This is a genomic window from Citrobacter sp. MGH104, from assembly GCF_001034485.1.
Lineage (GTDB): Bacteria > Pseudomonadota > Gammaproteobacteria > Enterobacterales > Enterobacteriaceae > Citrobacter > Citrobacter freundii.
Map to the genome: position 1 here is coordinate 1,198,019 of NZ_KQ089818.1, position 17,926 is coordinate 1,215,944.

Below are 17,926 nucleotides of genomic sequence, written 5' to 3' on the forward strand. Positions count from 1 at the left end.
TTTGCAAAGTCGATGAAACTTTTGTCGGATGGCGGCATAAACGCCTTATCCGACCTACGCCTGCATCTGAGGACGCTGTAGGCCTGATAAGCGCAGTGCCATCAGGCAAAGATATCACTGCTGGGTTTCGACGCGAATAAGATCGGGTGGGAGAGCAACGTTCAGAATGACCGGCTGCCAGGCTTCGCGTTCAGCAAGCTTACGAGAGTATCCACGAGCAATCAGGAATCCGCCCACGCCCCCCAACACTGCTCCGCTTAATGCCGCAAGATCGGAACCAAACAGTACCTGGAATAGCGCCGCGAAAAGAAACAGTCCCGCCAACGGAGACATGTAGACCAGCATCGCCGAACCGAGCAGGCTACCTTCGGCAATGCCCAGTTCAACTTTTTGACCAGGGGTCAAGGGTTCGTCGCAGGGCACCACGATGGTGTGTGTGGTCTGTGGTCCCAGTTTGTTCAGCACGCGGCTCCCGCATCCGGCCCGGGAAGCACAGCTGCTACATGATGCTTTAACATCACAGCTGACCGTCGCCAGACCATTTTGCCAGGAGACGACCGTCGCCCACTCTTTAATCATTGTGCAGCCCTGAACTTAATATTGTCCGCGATACGCTTCGCCGTTTGCGGCGGAAGCTCACCGACAATAGTGATTTCGGCGTTATCTCGCACGCTGGTGCTAACCGTGCGGCGTCCAGTGCGCAGCAGTTGATCGGCGCTGTTTTGCATCGCGCGGTTTACGTTCACGGAGAAACTGAACAGACCATCGGAATAAAGCCGTGATTCGATCGGCATGTTATCCATCGTCGGCAGCGGACGTCGACTGCTGGACACCTCGCTGAAGCCTTGCGGCAACCACGACGGACTCCAGTTGAAGTTGGTTTTCTCACCCGCAGGAACTGACAACAACGGCGGCAGATTGGCTTTCGCCAGCGTCTGCATGCTGTCGCTGACACCGTTGTTAACAGTAAACGCGATGACGCGGAACTGTTCCAGCGTTTCGCCATCACGGTCAAGAAGATCAACACGCATTGGCAGCTTGGTCTCAGTGTCCATCCAAACGATATAGCTGTAACGGGTGCCGTCACGCGCCACAACGCGGATCACTTCACAGAGCCTGTCGGCAATACGGGTGCGGCCTACTGAGATAAAATCATAGTAGGGAGCAAGACGTTTGAAGTCGGTGTAAATCAGGGAGGGCAGTGAGTCAACGATATAGTCGCCGTTCAGAGTGAACGGTTCGAGACCTGGCTCAAAATAACTGATTTCGTTGCCACGTTGCACCACTTCCCGGCGCGGACCATCCATTTGCAACAGTTGCGCGAGCGGACGGTTATCCAGGCGGGCATGGCGATAACGTAGGGATTCAACACCCTGCTTATTGATGCTGACAAATGACAGCTCATAGGTGAGCGACTGGCTGGCCAGATTCATCTGCTGCAACAACGCCCCGGACGCAGGATTGGCCGAGGCGTTGACAGAGAAGAACAGGCTACCAGCCACAAGTGACATGGCAAACCAAAGTTGCTTCATTACTGCGATTGCGTTCCTAAAGTTTGAATTCCTGGCACCTGCACAGCGGCTTGCTGTGTCTGGGCCTGCTCAAACTGAAGCTGTTCAGAGTGCAGTCGACGTTGCAGTTCGTAATCCTGCAACATGGCATTAATACGACGACGCTGCTCCTGTACCTGCTGTTGCTGACCGCCGCTGGCCGTCGCGTCAGAAGGTACACCCAGGCTTACCGGACTGGCTTTACCCATCATCGGTAATGTATTAAATACCGGCGTTTCGGGCTGCTGGGACGTTTCAGATTGCCCATTATAGTGCTGGACGCCAACAATAACTGCAAGTGATACACACGCGGCCACACCCATTTGAGTAAGCTGCGCGGCCCACGGACGCATTTTCTTCCAGAACGGCATTTTCTGCCACTGGTGCGGTGCTGGCTGGGCCTCAGGAATCAATGGCGCCGTCTGACGTACCGGCTCATCCTGGATGGCGGCCATTACGCGGGCGGAAATATCGAAATGGAGAACGTCGGCAGTATCACCTCGCATGGAATCGCGAATCAGGTGATAACTCTCCCAGGTTTTTTGCATTTCCGGGTCGTGAGCCAGCTCTTTGAGCAACTCAGTATCCAGCGTTTCGCCATCCATTAAAGCGGAAAGTTTTTCTTTCTGCATGCCTAATACCTTTTCCAGTATCCCGCTATCGTCAACGCCTGATAAGCGGTTGAACTTTATTATCAATAGCTTCCCTCGCTCGGAAGATACGTGAACGCACCGTACCCACCGGACAATCCATGATAGCGGCTATCTCTTCATAGCTCAGGCCATCCAGCTCCCGCAAGGTTATTGCCATGCGTAAATCTTCCGGGAGGGACTCAATAGTTCGGAAAACTATCTGTCTCAGTTCTTCTGACAACATTAAGTTCTCAGGGTTCGAAATTTCTTTCAGCGCACCGCCACTTTCGTAATTTTCTGCTTCAATCGCATCTATATCACTGGAAGGTGGACGACGCCCCTGAGCGACCAGGTAATTCTTCGCTGTATTGACCGCAATACGATACAGCCAGGTATAAAAAGCACTATCCCCCCGGAACGAGTCCAGCGCACGATAGGCTTTGATAAATGCTTCTTGTACTACATCGGGTACATCACCCGATGGTACATAGCGAGAAACCAGACTCGCCACCTTATGCTGATAGCGCACTACCAGTAGGTTAAAGGCTTTCTGATCTCCCTTCTGGACCCGTTCTACCAGGACCTGGTCCGTTAACTGCTCGCTCATCCGAGGTAAAGTCTCCCCAAACCAAATTTCCACGCGCCTTCGAAACGCCACTCCATCAGCTTCACTATGAGCAAGCAAATGCTTAGAGTGCTCAAGTTTCGTAAAGTTCCGTTACGCATTGTTTTTTGTTTGTCATGTTGTAGACAGGTCTTATCTCTCATTATAAGTCTACATAACCCGATCAACGCACTATCTGTACAGAAATGCCCATTTCACCGCTTGCAGAGTAACCCAACGGGCACTTTATTTCATCACATAATCTGGTGCTAACGGCCTGCTTCACAAAATATTTTTGCCTATTTCGCCCTCATCATGTTTTTCTTTCATGTTTAGTCATTGCAACACGTTTAAAAATAAAACGTGCAGTATCGCGCAATGTGGTGCTATGGTGACCAAACACTGTTTAGTAAATTAAACAAAAATCATGAATACGACTCCTGAATTATCCTGTGACGTGCTGATCATTGGCAGCGGGGCTGCCGGACTCTCACTGGCGCTGCGCCTGGCTGAAAAGCATCAGGTTATTGTCCTGAGCAAAGGGCCGGTCAGCGAAGGCTCGACATTTTATGCCCAGGGCGGTATTGCCGCGGTTTTCGATGAAACCGACAGTATCGACTCCCACGTTGAAGATACGCTGATTGCCGGGGCCGGGCTGTGCGATCGCCATGCGGTGGAATTTGTCGCCAGCAATGCCCGTACCTGCGTTCAATGGCTTATCGATCAGGGCGTCTTATTTGATACGCAGGTTCAGCCTAACGGTGAAGAGAGCTATCACCTGACCCGTGAAGGCGGTCACAGCCATCGACGCATCCTGCACGCTGCGGATGCTACCGGCAAAGAAGTCGAAACCACCCTCGTCAGCCAGGCACAAAATCATCCCAACATCCGGGTTCTCGAGCGCAGTAATGCTGTCGACCTGATTGTCTCCGATAAAATCGGTCTGCCGGGAACGCGTCGGGTTGTCGGTGCCTGGATCTGGAATCGTAATAAAGAAGCCGTAGAAACCTGCCATGCGAAGTCGGTAGTGCTGGCCACCGGCGGCGCGTCAAAGGTATATCAATACACCACCAATCCGGATATTTCCTCGGGTGACGGAATTGCAATGGCCTGGCGTGCGGGATGCCGCGTCGCCAACCTGGAGTTTAACCAGTTTCACCCAACAGCGCTGTATCATCCGCAGGCGCGCAATTTTCTGCTGACCGAAGCGCTGCGCGGCGAAGGCGCGCACCTGAAACGCCCGGACGGTTCACGCTTTATGCCCGATTTTGACGAGCGTGGCGAACTGGCTCCCCGCGATATTGTCGCCCGCGCCATTGATCATGAAATGAAGCGCCTGGGTGCAGATTGCATGTTCCTCGATATCAGTCATAAACCGGAAGAATTTGTTCGTCAGCATTTCCCGATGATTTATGAAAAGTTGCTGGGACTGGGCATTGATCTAACCAAAGAACCTGTTCCCATCGTGCCTGCCGCGCACTATACCTGCGGCGGCGTGATGGTTGATGACTTTGGCCGTACCGATGTCGATGGGTTGTATGCGATCGGCGAAGTGAGTTACACCGGCCTGCATGGCGCCAACCGGATGGCATCGAACTCATTGCTGGAGTGTCTGGTTTACGGTTGGTCCGCGGCTGAAGATATCGACAGGCGTATGCCTTATGCACGCGGCGTCAGCACGCTCCCGGGCTGGGATGAAAGCCGGGTAGAAAATCCAGATGAATTGGTTGTTATCCAGCATAACTGGCATGAGCTGCGGCTGTTCATGTGGGATTACGTCGGTATTGTGCGCACCACTAAACGTCTGGAACGCGCCCTGCGCCGTATCACCATGCTGCAACAGGAAATCGACGAGTATTACGCCCATTTCCGTGTGTCGAACAACCTACTGGAGCTGCGCAATCTGGTGCAGGTTGCCGAGCTGATTGTCCGCTGCGCGATGATGCGCAAAGAGAGTCGGGGCCTGCACTACACGCTGGATTATCCAGAACAGCTTCCAGAGGCGGGCCCGTCAATTCTCTCGCCGCTCAGTCATCACATAAACAGATAGAACGCCTGGGTCAGCGCCGTATAACCATCAGAGTAACGTTGGTCTGGCCCACGGATCACCAGCCTGTCGCTAAAGCACTCCCCGGCCTGCGGGGAGAATGCCAGCAATACCCGATGCGGTAGACGGGCCTCGGTTTCTGCTACATCCGTGCGCAATCGCAGATGCCAGCCCATGCTAAGCGCCTGCTGAGTAAATGCGTTACCAATCTGCTCCGGTAGCACCACACAAAAAAAGCCGTCTTCCGTAATGCTGTCCGCCGCCAGCGTAAGCAACGCCTGGTGATCGAGCGAGGTGGTATAGCGGGCCTGCTCGCGCTGCGGTGTAGCGCATTCCACGCCCTGTTCATAATAGGGAGGATTGCTGATTATCAAATCAAAACGCACGGTCTGACGCGGTATCCACTGTTGCGCATCTTCTGTATGAACACTCACGCGATGCATCCACGGAGATTGCGCGATGTTCTCCTGCGCCTGCTGCGCGGCGTCGACATCAAGCTCCACGGCGTCAATGATGACGTTTTCATCAGTGCGCTGGGCCAGCATCAGCGCCAACAGGCCGCTCCCGGTACCAATATCCAGGATCCGCTTTACGCCCGCAACGGGGGCCCAGGCCCCCAATAAAATGCCGTCCGTTCCGACTTTCATTGCACAGCGATCGTGTGCCACAAAAAACTGCTTAAAAGTAAATCCATTACGTTTCAGTACGGATGTAGACTGGGGCATGAAGAACAACCTTCCTGGAAAAAAAACGATAACATAGGATAAAAACAATACCTGAGAAGGTATATCCATACAAACAGATGAAGATTGCAGCCGTAACGTCTATAATCAGCGCCCCACTCAGAGGTAGAACATGACTGTAACGACTTTTTCCGAACTTGAACTCGATGAAAGCCTTCTGGATGCCCTCCAGGAAAAAGGTTTCACTCGCCCGACCGCCATTCAGGCTGCCGCCATTCCGCCTGCGCTCGATGGCCGTGATGTACTCGGTTCTGCGCCGACAGGCACCGGTAAAACGGCGGCATATTTGCTGCCAGCGTTGCAGCACCTGCTCGACTTCCCACGCAAGAAATCTGGTCCGCCGCGCATTTTAATCCTGACGCCAACGCGCGAACTGGCGATGCAGGTTGCTGAACACGCCCGTGAGCTGGCGAAGAATACGCATCTGGATATCGCTACGATTACCGGCGGCGTGGCTTACATGAACCACATGGAAGTCTTTAGCGAAAACCAGGACATCGTGGTTGCCACCACGGGTCGTCTGCTGCAATACATTAAAGAAGAAAACTTCGACTGCCATGCGGTTGAGACGCTAATTCTCGATGAAGCAGATCGTATGCTGGACATGGGTTTTGCCCAGGACATCGAACATATCGCCGGTGAAACCCGCTGGCGTAAGCAAACCATGCTGTTCTCCGCCACGCTGGAAGGCGATGCGATTAAAGATTTTGCCGAGCGTCTATTGGAAGATCCGGTCGAAGTCTCAGCGGATCCGTCCACCCGCGAACGCAAGAAGATCCATCAGTTTTACTACCGTGCTGATGACATCGAGCACAAAACTGCCCTGCTGATCCATCTGTTAAAACAGCCGGAAGCGACCCGCTCGATTGTCTTCGTACGTAAACGCGAGCGTGTGCACGAGCTGGCAGGCTGGCTGCGCCAGGCGGGCATTAACAACTGCTATCTCGAAGGCGAGATGGTGCAGAACAAACGCAATGAAGCGATCAAACGCCTGACCGATGGCCGCGTGAACGTGCTGGTAGCCACCGACGTTGCCGCTCGCGGGATCGATATTCCTGACGTCAGCCATGTGTTTAACTTCGACATGCCGCGCAGTGGCGATGCCTATCTGCACCGCATTGGCCGTACCGGTCGCGCAGGTCGTAAAGGTACTGCGATCTCTTTGGTTGAAGCGCACGACCATCTGCTTCTCGGCAAAGCGAGCCGCTATATTGACGAGCCGCTGAAAGCACGCGTCATCGACGAACTGCGTCCAACCACGCGCGCGCCAAGTGAGAAATCCAACGGTAAACCATCCAAGAAAGTGCTGGCGAAGCGCGCCGAGAAAAAAGCGAAAGAGAAAGAGAAGCCGCGGGTGAAAAAACGTCACCGCGATGCAAAAAATATCGGCAAACGTCGTAAGCCGAGCGGAGCTGCTACCCAGCAGTCCGACAAAGAGTAAACCGAATGCCGGGCCGTTTAGCCCGGCATTTTTTCACGTGATGCAAAACTCTCTTCAATACACTCAAGAAACACACGCATCGCCGGACTAACGACTTTTCCGGCATGATAACCACACAATGCCGTAATTAACTCAGGTTGTTCACTGTACGGTAATTCAATCAATTCCCCTGAACGTAGCTCCCTCTCAACGGCAAAACGCGGCAAAAAGCTGACCCCAAGATTTGCCGATACGCACTGCTTAATGCTTTCAATGCTCCATAACTCAATGGTATTTTCCAGCGTAATCTGTCGTTTACGCAGTAGCCCCTCGAAGCGCTGTCTGAAAATACATTGCGGCTCATTAATGATAAAACTGCAGGGAATGTGCTGGTTATACTGAGTAAAATTAACGTGCTGGAGCAGCGGCGAAGCAACTAATGCCAGTGACTGATCGCCTAGCGGCATCAACTCAAGGGCATCGTCATTACCCACCCGATAAACCCCCCCCAGATCGACCTCATCACTGAGCAACGCATCGCGAATTACATAACAATTGAGTGACTGTAAAGACAACCGCACATGGGGCGCACGTTGTTTAACTCGCTGTAAAACCTGCGGCATTTTATACGCCAGCAGCGTTTCGCCCGTCATTTTCACTGGCGGTTATGGATCCTGCCATCATCCATTGGCTCAGTTGGGCTGGGGCAGCTTATATCCTGTGGCTGGCGCTGAAGATCGCCACCAGCCCGGCTACAAACGATGATTTGCGGTCAGAGCCGATTAGCTTCTGGGCGAGTTTTGGCTTGCAGTTTGTTAACGTGAAATCATTTTGTACGGCATTACCGCGTTATCCACGTTTGTATTACCGTACACTCAGGACGCACACTGGCTGATTGGAGTGAGTATTCTGTTGGCGCTGATCGGCACCTTCACAAATGCCTGCTGGGCGCTGGCGGGCCATCTTTTTCAGCGCGTTTTTCGCCGTTACGGCCGGCAGTTGAATATCATTCTGGCGCTGCTGTTGGTGTATTGCGCGGTAAGGATCTTTTACTAACGGATGCAAAAAAGCGGAAGACACACTGGCATCTTCCGCTTTTTGATTCTTTGCTAAACGGGGCTATTCCCCGTGAGCCTTACAGGCTCTCAGTAAAGGTACGAGCGATAACGTCGCGCTGCTGTTCTGGGGTCAGAGAGTTGAAACGCACTGCATAACCAGAAACACGGATGGTCAGCTGCGGATATTTTTCCGGATGCTTAACTGCATCTTCCAGCGTTTCGCGACGCAGAACGTTCACGTTCAGGTGCTGACCACCTTCCACGCGGACTTCCGGCTGTACGTCTACCGGTACTTCACGGTATTCGATTTCGCCCAGTTTGCTGACAGCAACGACTTCATCAGCATTGAAACCTGCTTTCGCAACGATGCAGCGTGCTTCGCCTTTTTCGCTGTCCAGCAGCCAGAAAGAGTTCAGCAGGTCGTCGTTTGCAGCTTTAGTAATCTGGATACCTGTAATCATTTGATGCCTCCCCGGCAAAATTATTTGATCTCGGTTGGCCGTCATCCGGCCAATTGGTAAAACCATTGTTGCTTGAGTGTATATATACCCCTCACACACCCTCGAATCTTTGATTTAAATCAATAAAAACCACACATGAAAAGTGGTGATAGGTGGATTTTATTGTTTTACATCAACTTACGCTGTGTACACAGCTAAACTTTTTACATAAATTTTCAACTATCTTTAAGGGGTAGACCATTGAGAAACGTACAGAATTTTGCGACGTCGAAAGAAGCAGTTAAGCTAGGGGGATTGAAAATTCGCAGGAGAGCGAGATGGCCACCGAATTAACCTGGCACGATGTGCTGGCTGAAGAAAAACAGCAGCCTTATTTTGTTAACACACTGCATACTGTTGCCGGCGAGCGTCAGTCAGGAATGACAATTTATCCGCCGCAAAAAGATGTGTTTAACGCGTTTCGTTTTACCGAGCTTGGTGACGTGAAAGTTGTCATCCTGGGTCAGGATCCTTACCACGGCCCAGGCCAGGCACACGGTCTCGCGTTCTCTGTTCGTCCGGGGATTGCCACTCCGCCTTCGTTGCTGAACATGTACAAAGAGCTGGAAGCAACAATTCCCGGCTTCACCCGCCCCACGCACGGATATCTGGAAAGCTGGTCACGCCAGGGGGTACTGTTACTCAACACCGTACTCACCGTTCGCGCCGGTCAGGCACATTCTCACGCCAGCCTTGGATGGGAAACATTTACCGATAAAGTCATCAGCCTGATTAACCAACATCGGGAAGGCGTGGTTTTCCTGCTCTGGGGTTCTCACGCACAGAAGAAAGGCGCGATTATTGATGCGCAGCGTCACCATGTGTTGAAAGCGCCCCACCCATCACCACTCTCTGCGCATCGCGGTTTCTTTGGTTGCAATCACTTTGTACTGGCGAATGAATGGCTGGAACAACGAGGTGAAAAACCGATTGACTGGATGCCGGTATTACCCGCAGAAAGCGAGTAAAAAAATGCCAGCGATTCGCTGGCATTTTTATTATCAGGCTTTGTTCTGACGCCACCACTCCGCGAGCAAAACGCCGGTCGCGACAGAAACATTGAGCGTTTCTACCTTGCCGGTACCGTCAATCGCCACGCACAGGTCGTCGGCTGAACATGCTGCTTCTGGCAGAGCTTCACGCTCACGCCCTAATACCAGCACCATTTTTTCCGGCAGCGCGGTAGTAAACAGCGGTTTACCTTTCACGCTTGAGGTCATCACTACCGTGTAACCCGCGTTACGGAAATCGTCCAACACATCGACAATGCTGTCACCGGTAATCGGCTGAACATGCTCTGCTCCACCTTCAGCAGTACGGATAGCCGCCCCCGATTCCAGCAGCGCCGCATCCTGAACCACCACGCCTTTCACACCGAAGTGCGCGCAGCTACGCATCATACCGCCCAGGTTATGCGGGTTAGCGATATCTTCCAGTGCCAGCACGCAATCCTGCGCCCCTGCCTGACTGACCCACTGCTTAACGGTGGTGCCGTTACGTTTTTTGATCAGGAAACAGACGCCACCGTGGTGTTCAGTGCCAGAGGCTTTCGCCAGCTCGGCTTCGTCAACCACGTGATAGGCTTTGCGGTTTGCCGCCATCCAGCGTAATGCTTCTTTAAAACGCGGGGTTACGCTCTGAACAAACCAGGCGCGGACGATAGCGTCCGGACGACTCTGGAACAGAGCCTGACAGGCATTCTCACCGTAAACGCGGGTTTCTTCCGCGCGCTGACGGCGTAATACTTCAGGATCGATAAAGCTCTTACCGCTAATACCGCCGTGATCGGCTTTATCCGCTGCGTCATCATTCGGTGCGCGGGAAACGGTACGCCACGGTGAATCTTCACGTCTGCGGTCGCGTTCTACATCGCGGTCACGCCCGCGTTCACGACCACGTTCGCTGTTCGGACCCTTTCGTTCATCACGGGCAGGGCGACGACCGCCTTCGGCTCGGGAAGTACCGGGGCGACCGCCGCCTTTGCCAGTACGTGGATTTTGGGTGCGTTTATCCGAGTCATCGTCACTGCGGACGTACATCACTTTGACCTTGCCGTTTTTGTTCTTCAGTTCGTCGCTCATGTTTTTCTCCACCTGCTCTGCGCGAAGCGCGCAGATTACCCGATGTGCACGTCGTTAGCCATTATTTCATTTAAAAGCTAAGGACTATTGTACTCATTGAATAAAACGCATTGTTGTTTAGAACAGACTCTCCGATAATATGTAACATAATAGAAACATACTGGCGTTTATGCCGTGAAGTCCACTCCACTCATCCAGAGGTTAGTTATGAATACCGTTTGTACCAGCTGCCAGGCTATCAACCGCATCCCTGACGATCGTGTCCAGGAAGCGGCTAAATGCGGACGCTGTGGTCACGACCTGTTTGATGGGGAGGTGATCAATGCGACCGGTGAGACACTGGATAAACTGTTAAAAGACGATCTCCCGGTGGTCGTTGACTTTTGGGCCCCCTGGTGTGGTCCATGTCGTAACTTCGCCCCGATTTTTGAAGATGTCGCGGAAGAGCGTAGCGGCAAAGTGCGTTTTGTTAAAGTGAATACGGAAGCCGAGCGTGAACTCAGCGCCCGTTTCGGTATCCGCAGCATTCCGACCATCATGATCTTCAGAAAAGGTGAAATCGTCGACATGCTTAACGGCGCTGTACCAAAAGCCCCGTTTGATAACTGGCTTAACGAATCATTATAATCTCTACGGGGCGCATCTTGTGCCCCGTTTTCACCTCTGCGACAATAGCGTTTTTCAACGTGTTTCCCCATGACCGATAACGCTGTTCTTCAGTTACGCGCTGAGCGCCTCGCGCGCGCCACGCGTCCTTTCCTTGCCCGAGGTAATCGCGTTCGCCGCTGTCAACGCTGCCTGCTGCCGCAGAAGCTCTGCTTGTGCGCAACTCTGGCGCCCTCTGAGGCAAAAAGTCGCTTTTGTCTGGTGATGTTTGATACCGAGCCGATGAAGCCCAGCAACACGGGGCGTTTAATTGCCGATATTCTGCCCGATACCACGGCTTTTCTGTGGTCGCGTACCGAGCCGCCGCAGGCGCTGCTGGAACTGGTGAAAAATCCGGATTACCAGCCGATGGTTGTATTCCCGGCCTCCTATGCGGGTGAAGAGCGTGAAGTGATTTTCACGCCACCAGCCGGTAAGCCCCCATTGTTTATCATGCTCGACGGCACCTGGCCTGAGGCGCGTAAAATGTTCCGCAAAAGCCCGTACCTCGATAACCTGCCGGTGATCTCTGTTGATTTATCACGCCTTTCTGCTTACCACCTGCGTGGCGTTCACGCCGAAGGGCAATATTGCACAGCCGAGGTGGCCATCGCCTTGTTGGATCTGGCGGGAGATACGCAAGCCGCAGAAGGGTTAAGCGATCATTTTACTCGCTTTAAAACCCGCTACCTGGCAGGAAAAACTCAACATCAGGGAAACGTCACAGCAGATTCATCAGAAAACGTTTAAAATCATTCGGTCACTGGTGTCATTAAGGAAGCCGATATGAGTCAGCGTGGTCTGGAAGCACTATTGCGACCGAAATCCATTGCGGTGATTGGGGCGTCAATGAAGCCTAATCGCGCAGGTTACCTGATGATGCGTAACCTGCTTGCTGGCGGTTTCAATGGACCTGTTTTACCGGTGACGCCCGCATGGAAAGCGGTGTTGGGCGTACTGGCTTGGCCCAATATCAACAGCCTGCCTTTTAGCCCCGATCTCGCCGTGTTGTGCACCAATGCCAGCCGTAACCTGGCATTACTCGAAGCACTTGGCGAGAAAGGTTGTAAAACCTGCATTATTCTCTCAGCACCCTCGGCGCAGCACGCGGAGCTGCTGGCCTGCGCATCACGCTACAACATACGTCTTCTGGGTCCCAACAGCCTGGGACTTCTCGCACCCTGGCAAGGACTTAACGCCAGCTTTTCCCCCGTCCCGATTAAGCGCGGCAAGCTGGCTTTCATCTCTCAATCCGCCGCCGTGTCCAATACCATACTCGACTGGGCACAGCAGAGAGAAATGGGCTTTTCTTACTTTATCGCGCTGGGTGATAGCCTGGATATCGACGTTGATGAGCTACTGGATTACCTGGCACGCGACAGTAAAACCAGCGCGATATTGCTGTATCTCGAACATTTAAGTGATGCCCGGCGCTTTGTTTCCGCCGCCCGTAGCGCCTCGCGCAATAAACCTATTCTGGTGATTAAGAGCGGTCGCAGCCCTGCAGCGCAGCGTTTACTGCATACCAGCGCCGGGATGGACCCTGCGTGGGATGCAGCTATTCAGCGCGCCGGTTTACTGCGCGTACAAGACACTCACGAGCTGTTCTCAGCAGTCGAAACCTTGAGCCACATGCGTCCACTACGTGGCGACAGGCTAATGATCATCAGCAATGGGGCCGCGCCTGCCGCACTGGCATTAGATGAACTGTGGTCAAAAAATGGCAAGTTGGCGACGTTGAGTGAAGACACCTGCCAGAAATTACGCGATGCATTGCCTGAACATGTTGATATCGCCAACCCACTGGATCTGCGTGATGACGCCAGCAGCGAAAACTACGTTAAGACGCTGGATATTTTGCTCGCCAGCCAGGATTTCGACGCGTTGATGGTGATTCATTCACCCAGCGCAGCCGCTCCCGGAACCGAAAGCGCACAGGCATTGATTGAAGCGGTAAAGCATCATCCCCGAGGAAAATTCGTCTCGTTGCTGACCAACTGGTGCGGAGAGTTTTCCTCACAGGAAGCACGCAGACTGTTTAGCGAAGCCGGATTACCAACCTACCGCACGCCTGAAGGCACTATCACTGCATTTATGCATATGGTGGAGTACCGGCGTAACCAGAAGCAACTGCGTGAAACGCCTGCGCTACCTGACAATCTGACCACCAACACCGCCGAAGCGCATAATCTGTTACAACAGGCGATTGCAGAAGGCGCAACGTCGCTGGATACTCATGAAGTTCAGCCTATTTTACAGGCCTATGGCTTACATACACTGCCGACATGGATCGCCAGCGACAGCGCAGAGGCCGTACACATCGCGGAGCAAATCGGCTACCCGGTGGCGCTCAAGCTGCGTTCTCCTGATATCCCGCATAAGTCGGAAGTTCAGGGGGTAATGCTCTACCTGCGTACAGCAACAGAAGTGCAGCAGGCTGCCAATGCAATTTTCGATCGGGTAAAAATGGCCTGGCCGCAGGCACGCATTCACGGTTTATTAGTACAAAGTATGGCGAATCGCGCTGGTGCTCAAGAACTTCGCGTCGTCGTTGAACACGACCCGGTATTTGGTCCGTTGATTATGCTGGGTGAAGGTGGTGTTGAGTGGCGACCGGAAGAGCAAGCAGTGGTGGCCTTGCCGCCATTGAACATGAATCTGGCGCGTTATCTGGTGATCCAGGGGATCAAAAATAAAAAGATCCGCGCTCGCAGCGCACTACGTCCGCTGGATATCGCCGGGTTGAGCCAACTTCTGGTGCAGGTCTCCAACTTGATCGTCGACTGCCCGGAAATTCAGCGTCTGGATATTCATCCTCTGCTGGCCTCCGCCGAAGAATTTACCGCGCTGGACGTTACGCTGGATATTGCCCCTTTCGCGGGAGATAACGAAAGCAGGCTGGCTGTACGTCCCTACCCCCATCAGCTTGAAGAGTGGGTGGAGTTGAAGAACGGCGAGCGCTGTCTGTTCCGCCCCATTTTACCGGAGGATGAACCTCATCTACAGCAGTTCATTTCTCAAGTGACAAAAGAAGATCTTTATTATCGCTATTTCAGTGAGATCAATGAATTTACCCACGAAGATTTAGCCAATATGACGCAGATCGACTACGATCGGGAAATGGCTTTTGTTGCGGTGCGTTGTAAAGATAATCACGAAGAGATCCTCGGCGTAACGCGAGCAATCTCGGATCCTGATAACGTAGATGCTGAGTTTGCCGTACTGGTTCGTTCCGATCTCAAAGGGCTTGGACTGGGTCGCCGATTGATGGAAAAATTAATTGCATATACCCGAGATCACGGACTTATACGTTTGAATGGTATTACGATGCCAAACAATCGTGGGATGGTCGCCCTGGCCCGAAAACTCGGGTTTGTTGTTGACGTCCAGCTCGAAGAGGGAATTGTTGGGCTAACGCTTAATCTGGCCCAATGTGAGGAATCGTGAGTAAGGTACTGGAAATGTTGACCACATTAATGGGTACTGGTGGTATCATTGCCCGCTTATGTCGTCTGCATAGCACAGAGGACCCTTCAATGAACAGAGAAGAAATGCACTGTGATGTTGTCAAAATTTAAGCGTAATAAACATCAACAACACCTTGCCCAACTACCCAAGATTTCTCAGTCAGTTGATGATGTAGATTTCTTTTATGCTCCCGCTAATTTCAGGGAGACTCTGCTGGAAAAAATAGCCAGCGCGACGCGACGGATCTGCATTATTGCGCTGTACCTGGAACAGGATGACGGTGGTAAAGGCATACTTGACGCTCTCTATGCGGCAAAACGGCAGCGTCCTGAACTGGATGTCCGGGTACTTGTCGACTGGCACAGAGCTCAGCGCGGTCGTATTGGGGCTGCGGCATCCAATACTAATGCTGACTGGTATTGCCGAATGGCGCAAGAAAACCCTGGTATCGATATTCCTGTTTATGGCGTTCCGATTAACACCCGTGAAGCGCTTGGCGTCCTGCATTTCAAAGGCTTTATTATCGATGACAGCGTCCTGTACAGCGGGGCCAGTCTGAACGATGTTTACCTGCATCAGCATGATAAATATCGCTATGACCGTTATCAGTTGATTCGCAATGCGCAAATGGCCGATATCATGTTCGATTGGGTTACGCAGAACCTGATAAAGGGTCGCGGCGTTAACCGCCTTGATGATATCAACCGACCTAAAAGCCCGGAAATTAAAAACGATATCCGCCTGTACCGCCAAGAACTGCGTGATGCGTCATTCCATTTTCAGGGTGATGCTGATAACGAACAGCTTTCGGTTACGCCTCTGGTGGGCCTTGGGAAATCCAGTCTGTTAAATAAGACCATTTTCCATCTTATGCCCTGCGCGGAGCACAAACTCACAATCTGTACCCCTTATTTCAACCTGCCCGCCATACTGGTGCGCAATATCATTCAACTGCTGCGTGAAGGGAAAAAGGTTGAAATCATTGTCGGTGATAAAACCGCCAACGACTTTTTCATTCCAGAAGATGAGCCATTCAAGATCATCGGCGCGCTGCCTTATCTGTATGAAATAAATCTGCGCCGTTTCCTGAGCAGATTGCAGTATTACGTGAATACCGACCAGCTGGTCGTACGCCTATGGAAAGATGATGACAACACCTATCATCTGAAAGGTATGTGGGTTGATGATAAATGGATGCTGCTCACCGGCAACAACCTTAACCCTCGCGCCTGGCGTCTGGATCTGGAAAACGCCATCCTTATCCACGATCCTAAGCAAGAGCTGACTCCCCAGCGCGATAAAGAGCTGGAGCTTATCCGTACGCATACTACCGTCGTTAAGCACTATCGCGACCTGCAAAGTATTGCTGACTATCCAGTCAAAGTGCGTAAGCTCATTCGTCGACTACGCCGTATTCGTATCGACAGATTAATTAGCCGTATTCTGTAATCAAGACCCCGTCCAGTGACGGGGTTTTTCATATGGAGGCAACGGTGCGCCTGTTCATTCTTACCAGCATCCTGGCCATTTCTGGCTGCAGCCACATGGCTAACGACCAGTGGAGTGGGCAAGACAAAGCTCAACACTTCATCGCCTCCGCCATGCTTGCCGCAGCCGGCAATGAATATGCCCAACATCAGGGCAACAGCCGCGATCGCAGTGCGGCTATCGGCCTGATGTTCTCAGTCAGCCTGGGCGCGTCAAAAGAACTGTGGGACAGCCGTCCCGCAGGGAGCGGCTGGAGCTGGAAGGACTTCGCCTGGGATGTTGCAGGCGCGTCTACCGGCTATGCGGTCTGGCAACTGGCACATTACTAGAGGCGCAGACCTTTCCCCTTCCCATGCAACATCAGCGATACTAAAAACGCGACAACTGCCAGCGCGGTGACGTACCAGAAGAATGTCGTTTCCATACCGACAGACTTCAGGGATAACGCCACATATTCAGCTGAGCCACCAAACAGGGCATTAGCCACCGCATAAGATAAGCCAACTCCCAGAGCGCGCACCTGCGCCGGGAACATCTCAGCCTTCAAAATACCGCTGATTGACGTATAGAAACTCACGATTAACAGGGCACTCATCACCAAAGCAAACGCCATATACGGGGATGTTACGCTTTGCAATGCTGTCAGAATGGGAACAGTGAAAATCGCAGCCAACGCGCCAAAACACAGCATTGAAGTACGCCGGCCAATCTTATCTGACAAAGCGCCGAACAGCGGTTGAACCAGCATGAACACACACAGTGCCGCCGTCATAATCCCGCTGGCTACGTTGGCATGCATACCAGCTGTATTGACCAGGTATTTCTGCATGTAGGTTGTGAACGTGTAAAAACACAACGAACCCGCGGCGGTAAAGCCAAGCACCATAACAAAGGCTTTGCGATTACGCCACAGACCTTTCAGGGAACCTGCTTCTTTCAGCGCGCGAACGTCCTGTTTCGAGGTTTCATCCAGTTGGCGACGCAGCCATAGCGCAACAATAGCCAGCACGGCGCCCAACGCAAATGGAATACGCCACCCCCACGCTCTGAGCGCAGAGTCTTCTAACGTGTGCTGTAATATGACCACAACCAACAATGCCAGTAACTGCCCGCCGATTAACGTCACGTACTGGAATGAAGCATAAAAACCTTTCTTACCTTCAACGGCAACTTCACTCATATAGGTCGCGCTGGTTCCGTATTCACCACCTACAGATAACCCCTGGAATAGTCTGGCCAGCAGTAATAACGCAGGGGCCCAGGTACCGATAGTTTCATATCCCGGTAGACAAGCGATCACCAACGATCCCATACACATCATACAAACGGACAGCAACATGGACTTTTTACGCCCGTGCTTATCCGCAATACGGCCAAACAACCAGCCTCCAATTGGTCGCATCAAGAAGCCTGCGGCAAACACGCCGGCGGTTTGTAAGAGTTGTGTGGTGGTATTTCCTGATGGGAAAAAGATATGAGCAAAATAAAGAGAACAGAAAGAGTAGATATAGAAATCAAACCATTCGACCAGATTCCCTGATGATGCTCCGACAATCGCCCATATACGACGGCGGGTATCGCCGTCTGCCAGCGCCCCGTTCTCAGTTACACTACTATCAGCCATTAGAATTGTACCCCTGCCAACGATCGCATGAATTTATCAATGATGGTTGTGTGTTTTTTAGTGAAT

The 17,926-nt window shown here is 52.4% G+C and carries 17 protein-coding genes and 2 pseudogenes; 9 read left to right on the forward strand and 10 right to left on the reverse strand.

Going from position 1 to position 17,926, the window contains the following annotated elements; translation table 11 throughout:
- Window positions 1-114 precede the first annotated feature (114 nt).
- The 5 genes from rseC to rseD are packed head-to-tail and all read right to left on the reverse strand — an operon-like array spanning window position 115 to window position 2,950.
- The gene (gene rseC / locus SK34_RS05580) at window positions 115-579 is read right to left on the reverse strand and encodes a SoxR-reducing system protein RseC (RefSeq protein ID WP_003037576.1); all 465 of its coding nucleotides are present in this window, start codon (window positions 577-579) and stop codon (window positions 115-117) included.
- Window positions 576-1,532 carry a sigma-E factor regulatory protein RseB gene (rseB, locus tag SK34_RS05585; RefSeq protein WP_003847063.1) on the reverse strand — a complete coding sequence of 319 codons (957 nt, stop codon included), beginning with the start codon at window positions 1,530-1,532 and terminating at the stop codon, window positions 576-578. Before rseB ends, rseC begins: the two co-directional genes overlap by 4 nt.
- Window positions 1,532-2,182, reverse strand: coding sequence for an anti-sigma-E factor RseA (rseA, locus tag SK34_RS05590; RefSeq protein WP_003037574.1), 651 nt, complete (start codon window positions 2,180-2,182; stop codon window positions 1,532-1,534). The genes rseB and rseA overlap by 1 nt, the downstream gene beginning before the upstream one ends.
- A 31-nt stretch (window positions 2,183-2,213) precedes the next feature.
- Window positions 2,214-2,789 (reverse strand): RNA polymerase sigma factor RpoE, encoded by a 576-nt coding sequence (gene rpoE, locus SK34_RS05595; RefSeq protein ID WP_003037573.1) that lies wholly within the window; start codon window positions 2,787-2,789, stop codon window positions 2,214-2,216.
- Window positions 2,786-2,950, reverse strand: coding sequence for a rpoE leader peptide RseD (gene rseD / locus SK34_RS24635; RefSeq protein ID WP_049259737.1), 165 nt, complete (start codon window positions 2,948-2,950; stop codon window positions 2,786-2,788). Before rseD ends, rpoE begins: the two co-directional genes overlap by 4 nt.
- 263 nt (window positions 2,951-3,213) lie before the next feature.
- Here rseD and nadB point away from each other — a divergent pair, with 263 nt between their 5' ends.
- Window positions 3,214-4,836, forward strand: coding sequence for an L-aspartate oxidase (gene nadB / locus SK34_RS05600; RefSeq protein ID WP_003037572.1), 1,623 nt, complete (start codon window positions 3,214-3,216; stop codon window positions 4,834-4,836).
- Here nadB and trmN read toward each other — a convergent pair.
- A complete protein-coding gene (gene trmN / locus SK34_RS05605) occupies window positions 4,821-5,558 on the reverse strand; it encodes a tRNA(1)(Val) (adenine(37)-N(6))-methyltransferase TrmN (RefSeq protein WP_048232567.1) in 738 nt (245 codons plus the stop codon). The genes nadB and trmN overlap by 16 nt on opposite strands.
- Before the next feature lie 130 nt (window positions 5,559-5,688).
- Here trmN and srmB point away from each other — a divergent pair, with 130 nt between their 5' ends.
- Entirely contained in the window at window positions 5,689-7,017 is a 1,329-nt protein-coding gene (gene srmB / locus SK34_RS05610; RefSeq protein ID WP_003037569.1) for an ATP-dependent RNA helicase SrmB, read from the forward strand.
- Window positions 7,018-7,034: 17 nt separating this feature from the next.
- On the opposite strand, the pseudogene SK34_RS05615 reads toward srmB, so the two are convergent.
- Window positions 7,035-7,646, reverse strand: a pseudogene (locus SK34_RS05615) (substrate-binding domain-containing protein); the annotation flags it as partial.
- On the opposite strand from SK34_RS05615, the pseudogene eamB reads away from it, so the two are divergent.
- Window positions 7,646-8,052, forward strand: a pseudogene (eamB, locus tag SK34_RS05620) (cysteine/O-acetylserine transporter); the annotation flags it as partial. The pseudogenes SK34_RS05615 and eamB overlap by 1 nt on opposite strands.
- A gap of 79 nt (window positions 8,053-8,131) precedes the next feature.
- On the opposite strand, the gene grcA reads toward eamB, so the two are convergent.
- Entirely contained in the window at window positions 8,132-8,515 is a 384-nt protein-coding gene (grcA, locus tag SK34_RS05625) for an autonomous glycyl radical cofactor GrcA (RefSeq protein ID WP_003037563.1), read from the reverse strand.
- A 317-nt stretch (window positions 8,516-8,832) separates the two neighbouring features.
- Here grcA and ung point away from each other — a divergent pair, with 317 nt between their 5' ends.
- On the forward strand, window positions 8,833-9,522 hold the full coding sequence (gene ung, locus SK34_RS05630; RefSeq protein WP_048232571.1) for a uracil-DNA glycosylase: 690 nt from the start codon (window positions 8,833-8,835) through the stop codon (window positions 9,520-9,522).
- Window positions 9,523-9,555: 33 nt separating this feature from the next.
- On the opposite strand, the gene SK34_RS05635 is transcribed toward ung, so the two are convergent.
- Window positions 9,556-10,635: a tRNA/rRNA methyltransferase gene (locus tag SK34_RS05635; RefSeq protein ID WP_003838362.1), complete on the reverse strand. Its 1,080-nt coding sequence runs from the start codon at window positions 10,633-10,635 to the stop codon at window positions 9,556-9,558.
- 207 nt (window positions 10,636-10,842) lie between these two features.
- Between SK34_RS05635 and trxC the strand changes: the two genes are divergently transcribed.
- From trxC to SK34_RS05660, 5 genes are all read left to right on the forward strand, one after another.
- Window positions 10,843-11,262 carry a thioredoxin TrxC gene (gene trxC / locus SK34_RS05640; RefSeq protein WP_032937941.1) on the forward strand — a complete coding sequence of 140 codons (420 nt, stop codon included), beginning with the start codon at window positions 10,843-10,845 and terminating at the stop codon, window positions 11,260-11,262.
- 69 nt (window positions 11,263-11,331) lie between these two features.
- Window positions 11,332-12,030 (forward strand): tRNA-uridine aminocarboxypropyltransferase, encoded by a 699-nt coding sequence (tapT, locus tag SK34_RS05645; RefSeq protein ID WP_048232573.1) that lies wholly within the window; start codon window positions 11,332-11,334, stop codon window positions 12,028-12,030.
- Window positions 12,031-12,066: 36 nt separating this feature from the next.
- Complete coding sequence (locus tag SK34_RS05650; RefSeq protein ID WP_048232575.1) at window positions 12,067-14,727, forward strand: bifunctional acetate--CoA ligase family protein/GNAT family N-acetyltransferase; 2,661 nt, start codon at window positions 12,067-12,069, stop codon at window positions 14,725-14,727.
- A 114-nt stretch (window positions 14,728-14,841) separates the two neighbouring features.
- The gene (gene pssA / locus SK34_RS05655) at window positions 14,842-16,197 is read left to right on the forward strand and encodes a CDP-diacylglycerol--serine O-phosphatidyltransferase (RefSeq protein WP_008319601.1); all 1,356 of its coding nucleotides are present in this window, start codon (window positions 14,842-14,844) and stop codon (window positions 16,195-16,197) included.
- Between the two features lie 32 nt (window positions 16,198-16,229).
- Complete coding sequence (locus SK34_RS05660) at window positions 16,230-16,565, forward strand: YfiM family lipoprotein (protein WP_153687927.1); 336 nt, start codon at window positions 16,230-16,232, stop codon at window positions 16,563-16,565.
- On the opposite strand, the gene SK34_RS05665 is transcribed toward SK34_RS05660, so the two are convergent.
- Window positions 16,562-17,860 carry an MFS transporter gene (locus SK34_RS05665; protein WP_016150786.1) on the reverse strand — a complete coding sequence of 433 codons (1,299 nt, stop codon included), beginning with the start codon at window positions 17,858-17,860 and terminating at the stop codon, window positions 16,562-16,564. The genes SK34_RS05660 and SK34_RS05665 overlap by 4 nt on opposite strands.
- Window positions 17,861-17,926 lie beyond the last annotated feature (66 nt).

Excerpts from the sequence above, each read along its gene's own strand:
- rseA (WP_003037574.1), bottom strand. The coding sequence starts at position 2,182 with ATGCAGAAAGAAAAACTTTCCGCTTTAATGGATGGCGAAACGCTGGAT.
- grcA (WP_003037563.1), bottom strand. The coding sequence starts at position 8,515 with ATGATTACAGGTATCCAGATTACTAAAGCTGCAAACGACGACCTGCTG.
- SK34_RS05635 (WP_003838362.1), bottom strand. The coding sequence starts at position 10,635 with ATGAGCGACGAACTGAAGAACAAAAACGGCAAGGTCAAAGTGATGTAC.
- rseD (WP_049259737.1), bottom strand. The coding sequence starts at position 2,950 with ATGAGAGATAAGACCTGTCTACAACATGACAAACAAAAAACAATGCGT.
- nadB (WP_003037572.1), top strand. The coding sequence starts at position 3,214 with ATGAATACGACTCCTGAATTATCCTGTGACGTGCTGATCATTGGCAGC.
- srmB (WP_003037569.1), top strand. The coding sequence starts at position 5,689 with ATGACTGTAACGACTTTTTCCGAACTTGAACTCGATGAAAGCCTTCTG.
- trxC (WP_032937941.1), top strand. The coding sequence starts at position 10,843 with ATGAATACCGTTTGTACCAGCTGCCAGGCTATCAACCGCATCCCTGAC.
- trmN (WP_048232567.1), bottom strand. The coding sequence starts at position 5,558 with ATGCCCCAGTCTACATCCGTACTGAAACGTAATGGATTTACTTTTAAG.
- SK34_RS05660 (WP_153687927.1), top strand. The coding sequence starts at position 16,230 with ATGGAGGCAACGGTGCGCCTGTTCATTCTTACCAGCATCCTGGCCATT.
- ung (WP_048232571.1), top strand. The coding sequence starts at position 8,833 with ATGGCCACCGAATTAACCTGGCACGATGTGCTGGCTGAAGAAAAACAG.
- pssA (WP_008319601.1), top strand. The coding sequence starts at position 14,842 with ATGTTGTCAAAATTTAAGCGTAATAAACATCAACAACACCTTGCCCAA.
- rseB (WP_003847063.1), bottom strand. The coding sequence starts at position 1,532 with ATGAAGCAACTTTGGTTTGCCATGTCACTTGTGGCTGGTAGCCTGTTC.
- rseC (WP_003037576.1), bottom strand. The coding sequence starts at position 579 with ATGATTAAAGAGTGGGCGACGGTCGTCTCCTGGCAAAATGGTCTGGCG.
- SK34_RS05650 (WP_048232575.1), top strand. The coding sequence starts at position 12,067 with ATGAGTCAGCGTGGTCTGGAAGCACTATTGCGACCGAAATCCATTGCG.
- SK34_RS05665 (WP_016150786.1), bottom strand. The coding sequence starts at position 17,860 with ATGGCTGATAGTAGTGTAACTGAGAACGGGGCGCTGGCAGACGGCGAT.
- rpoE (WP_003037573.1), bottom strand. The coding sequence starts at position 2,789 with ATGAGCGAGCAGTTAACGGACCAGGTCCTGGTAGAACGGGTCCAGAAG.
- tapT (WP_048232573.1), top strand. The coding sequence starts at position 11,332 with ATGACCGATAACGCTGTTCTTCAGTTACGCGCTGAGCGCCTCGCGCGC.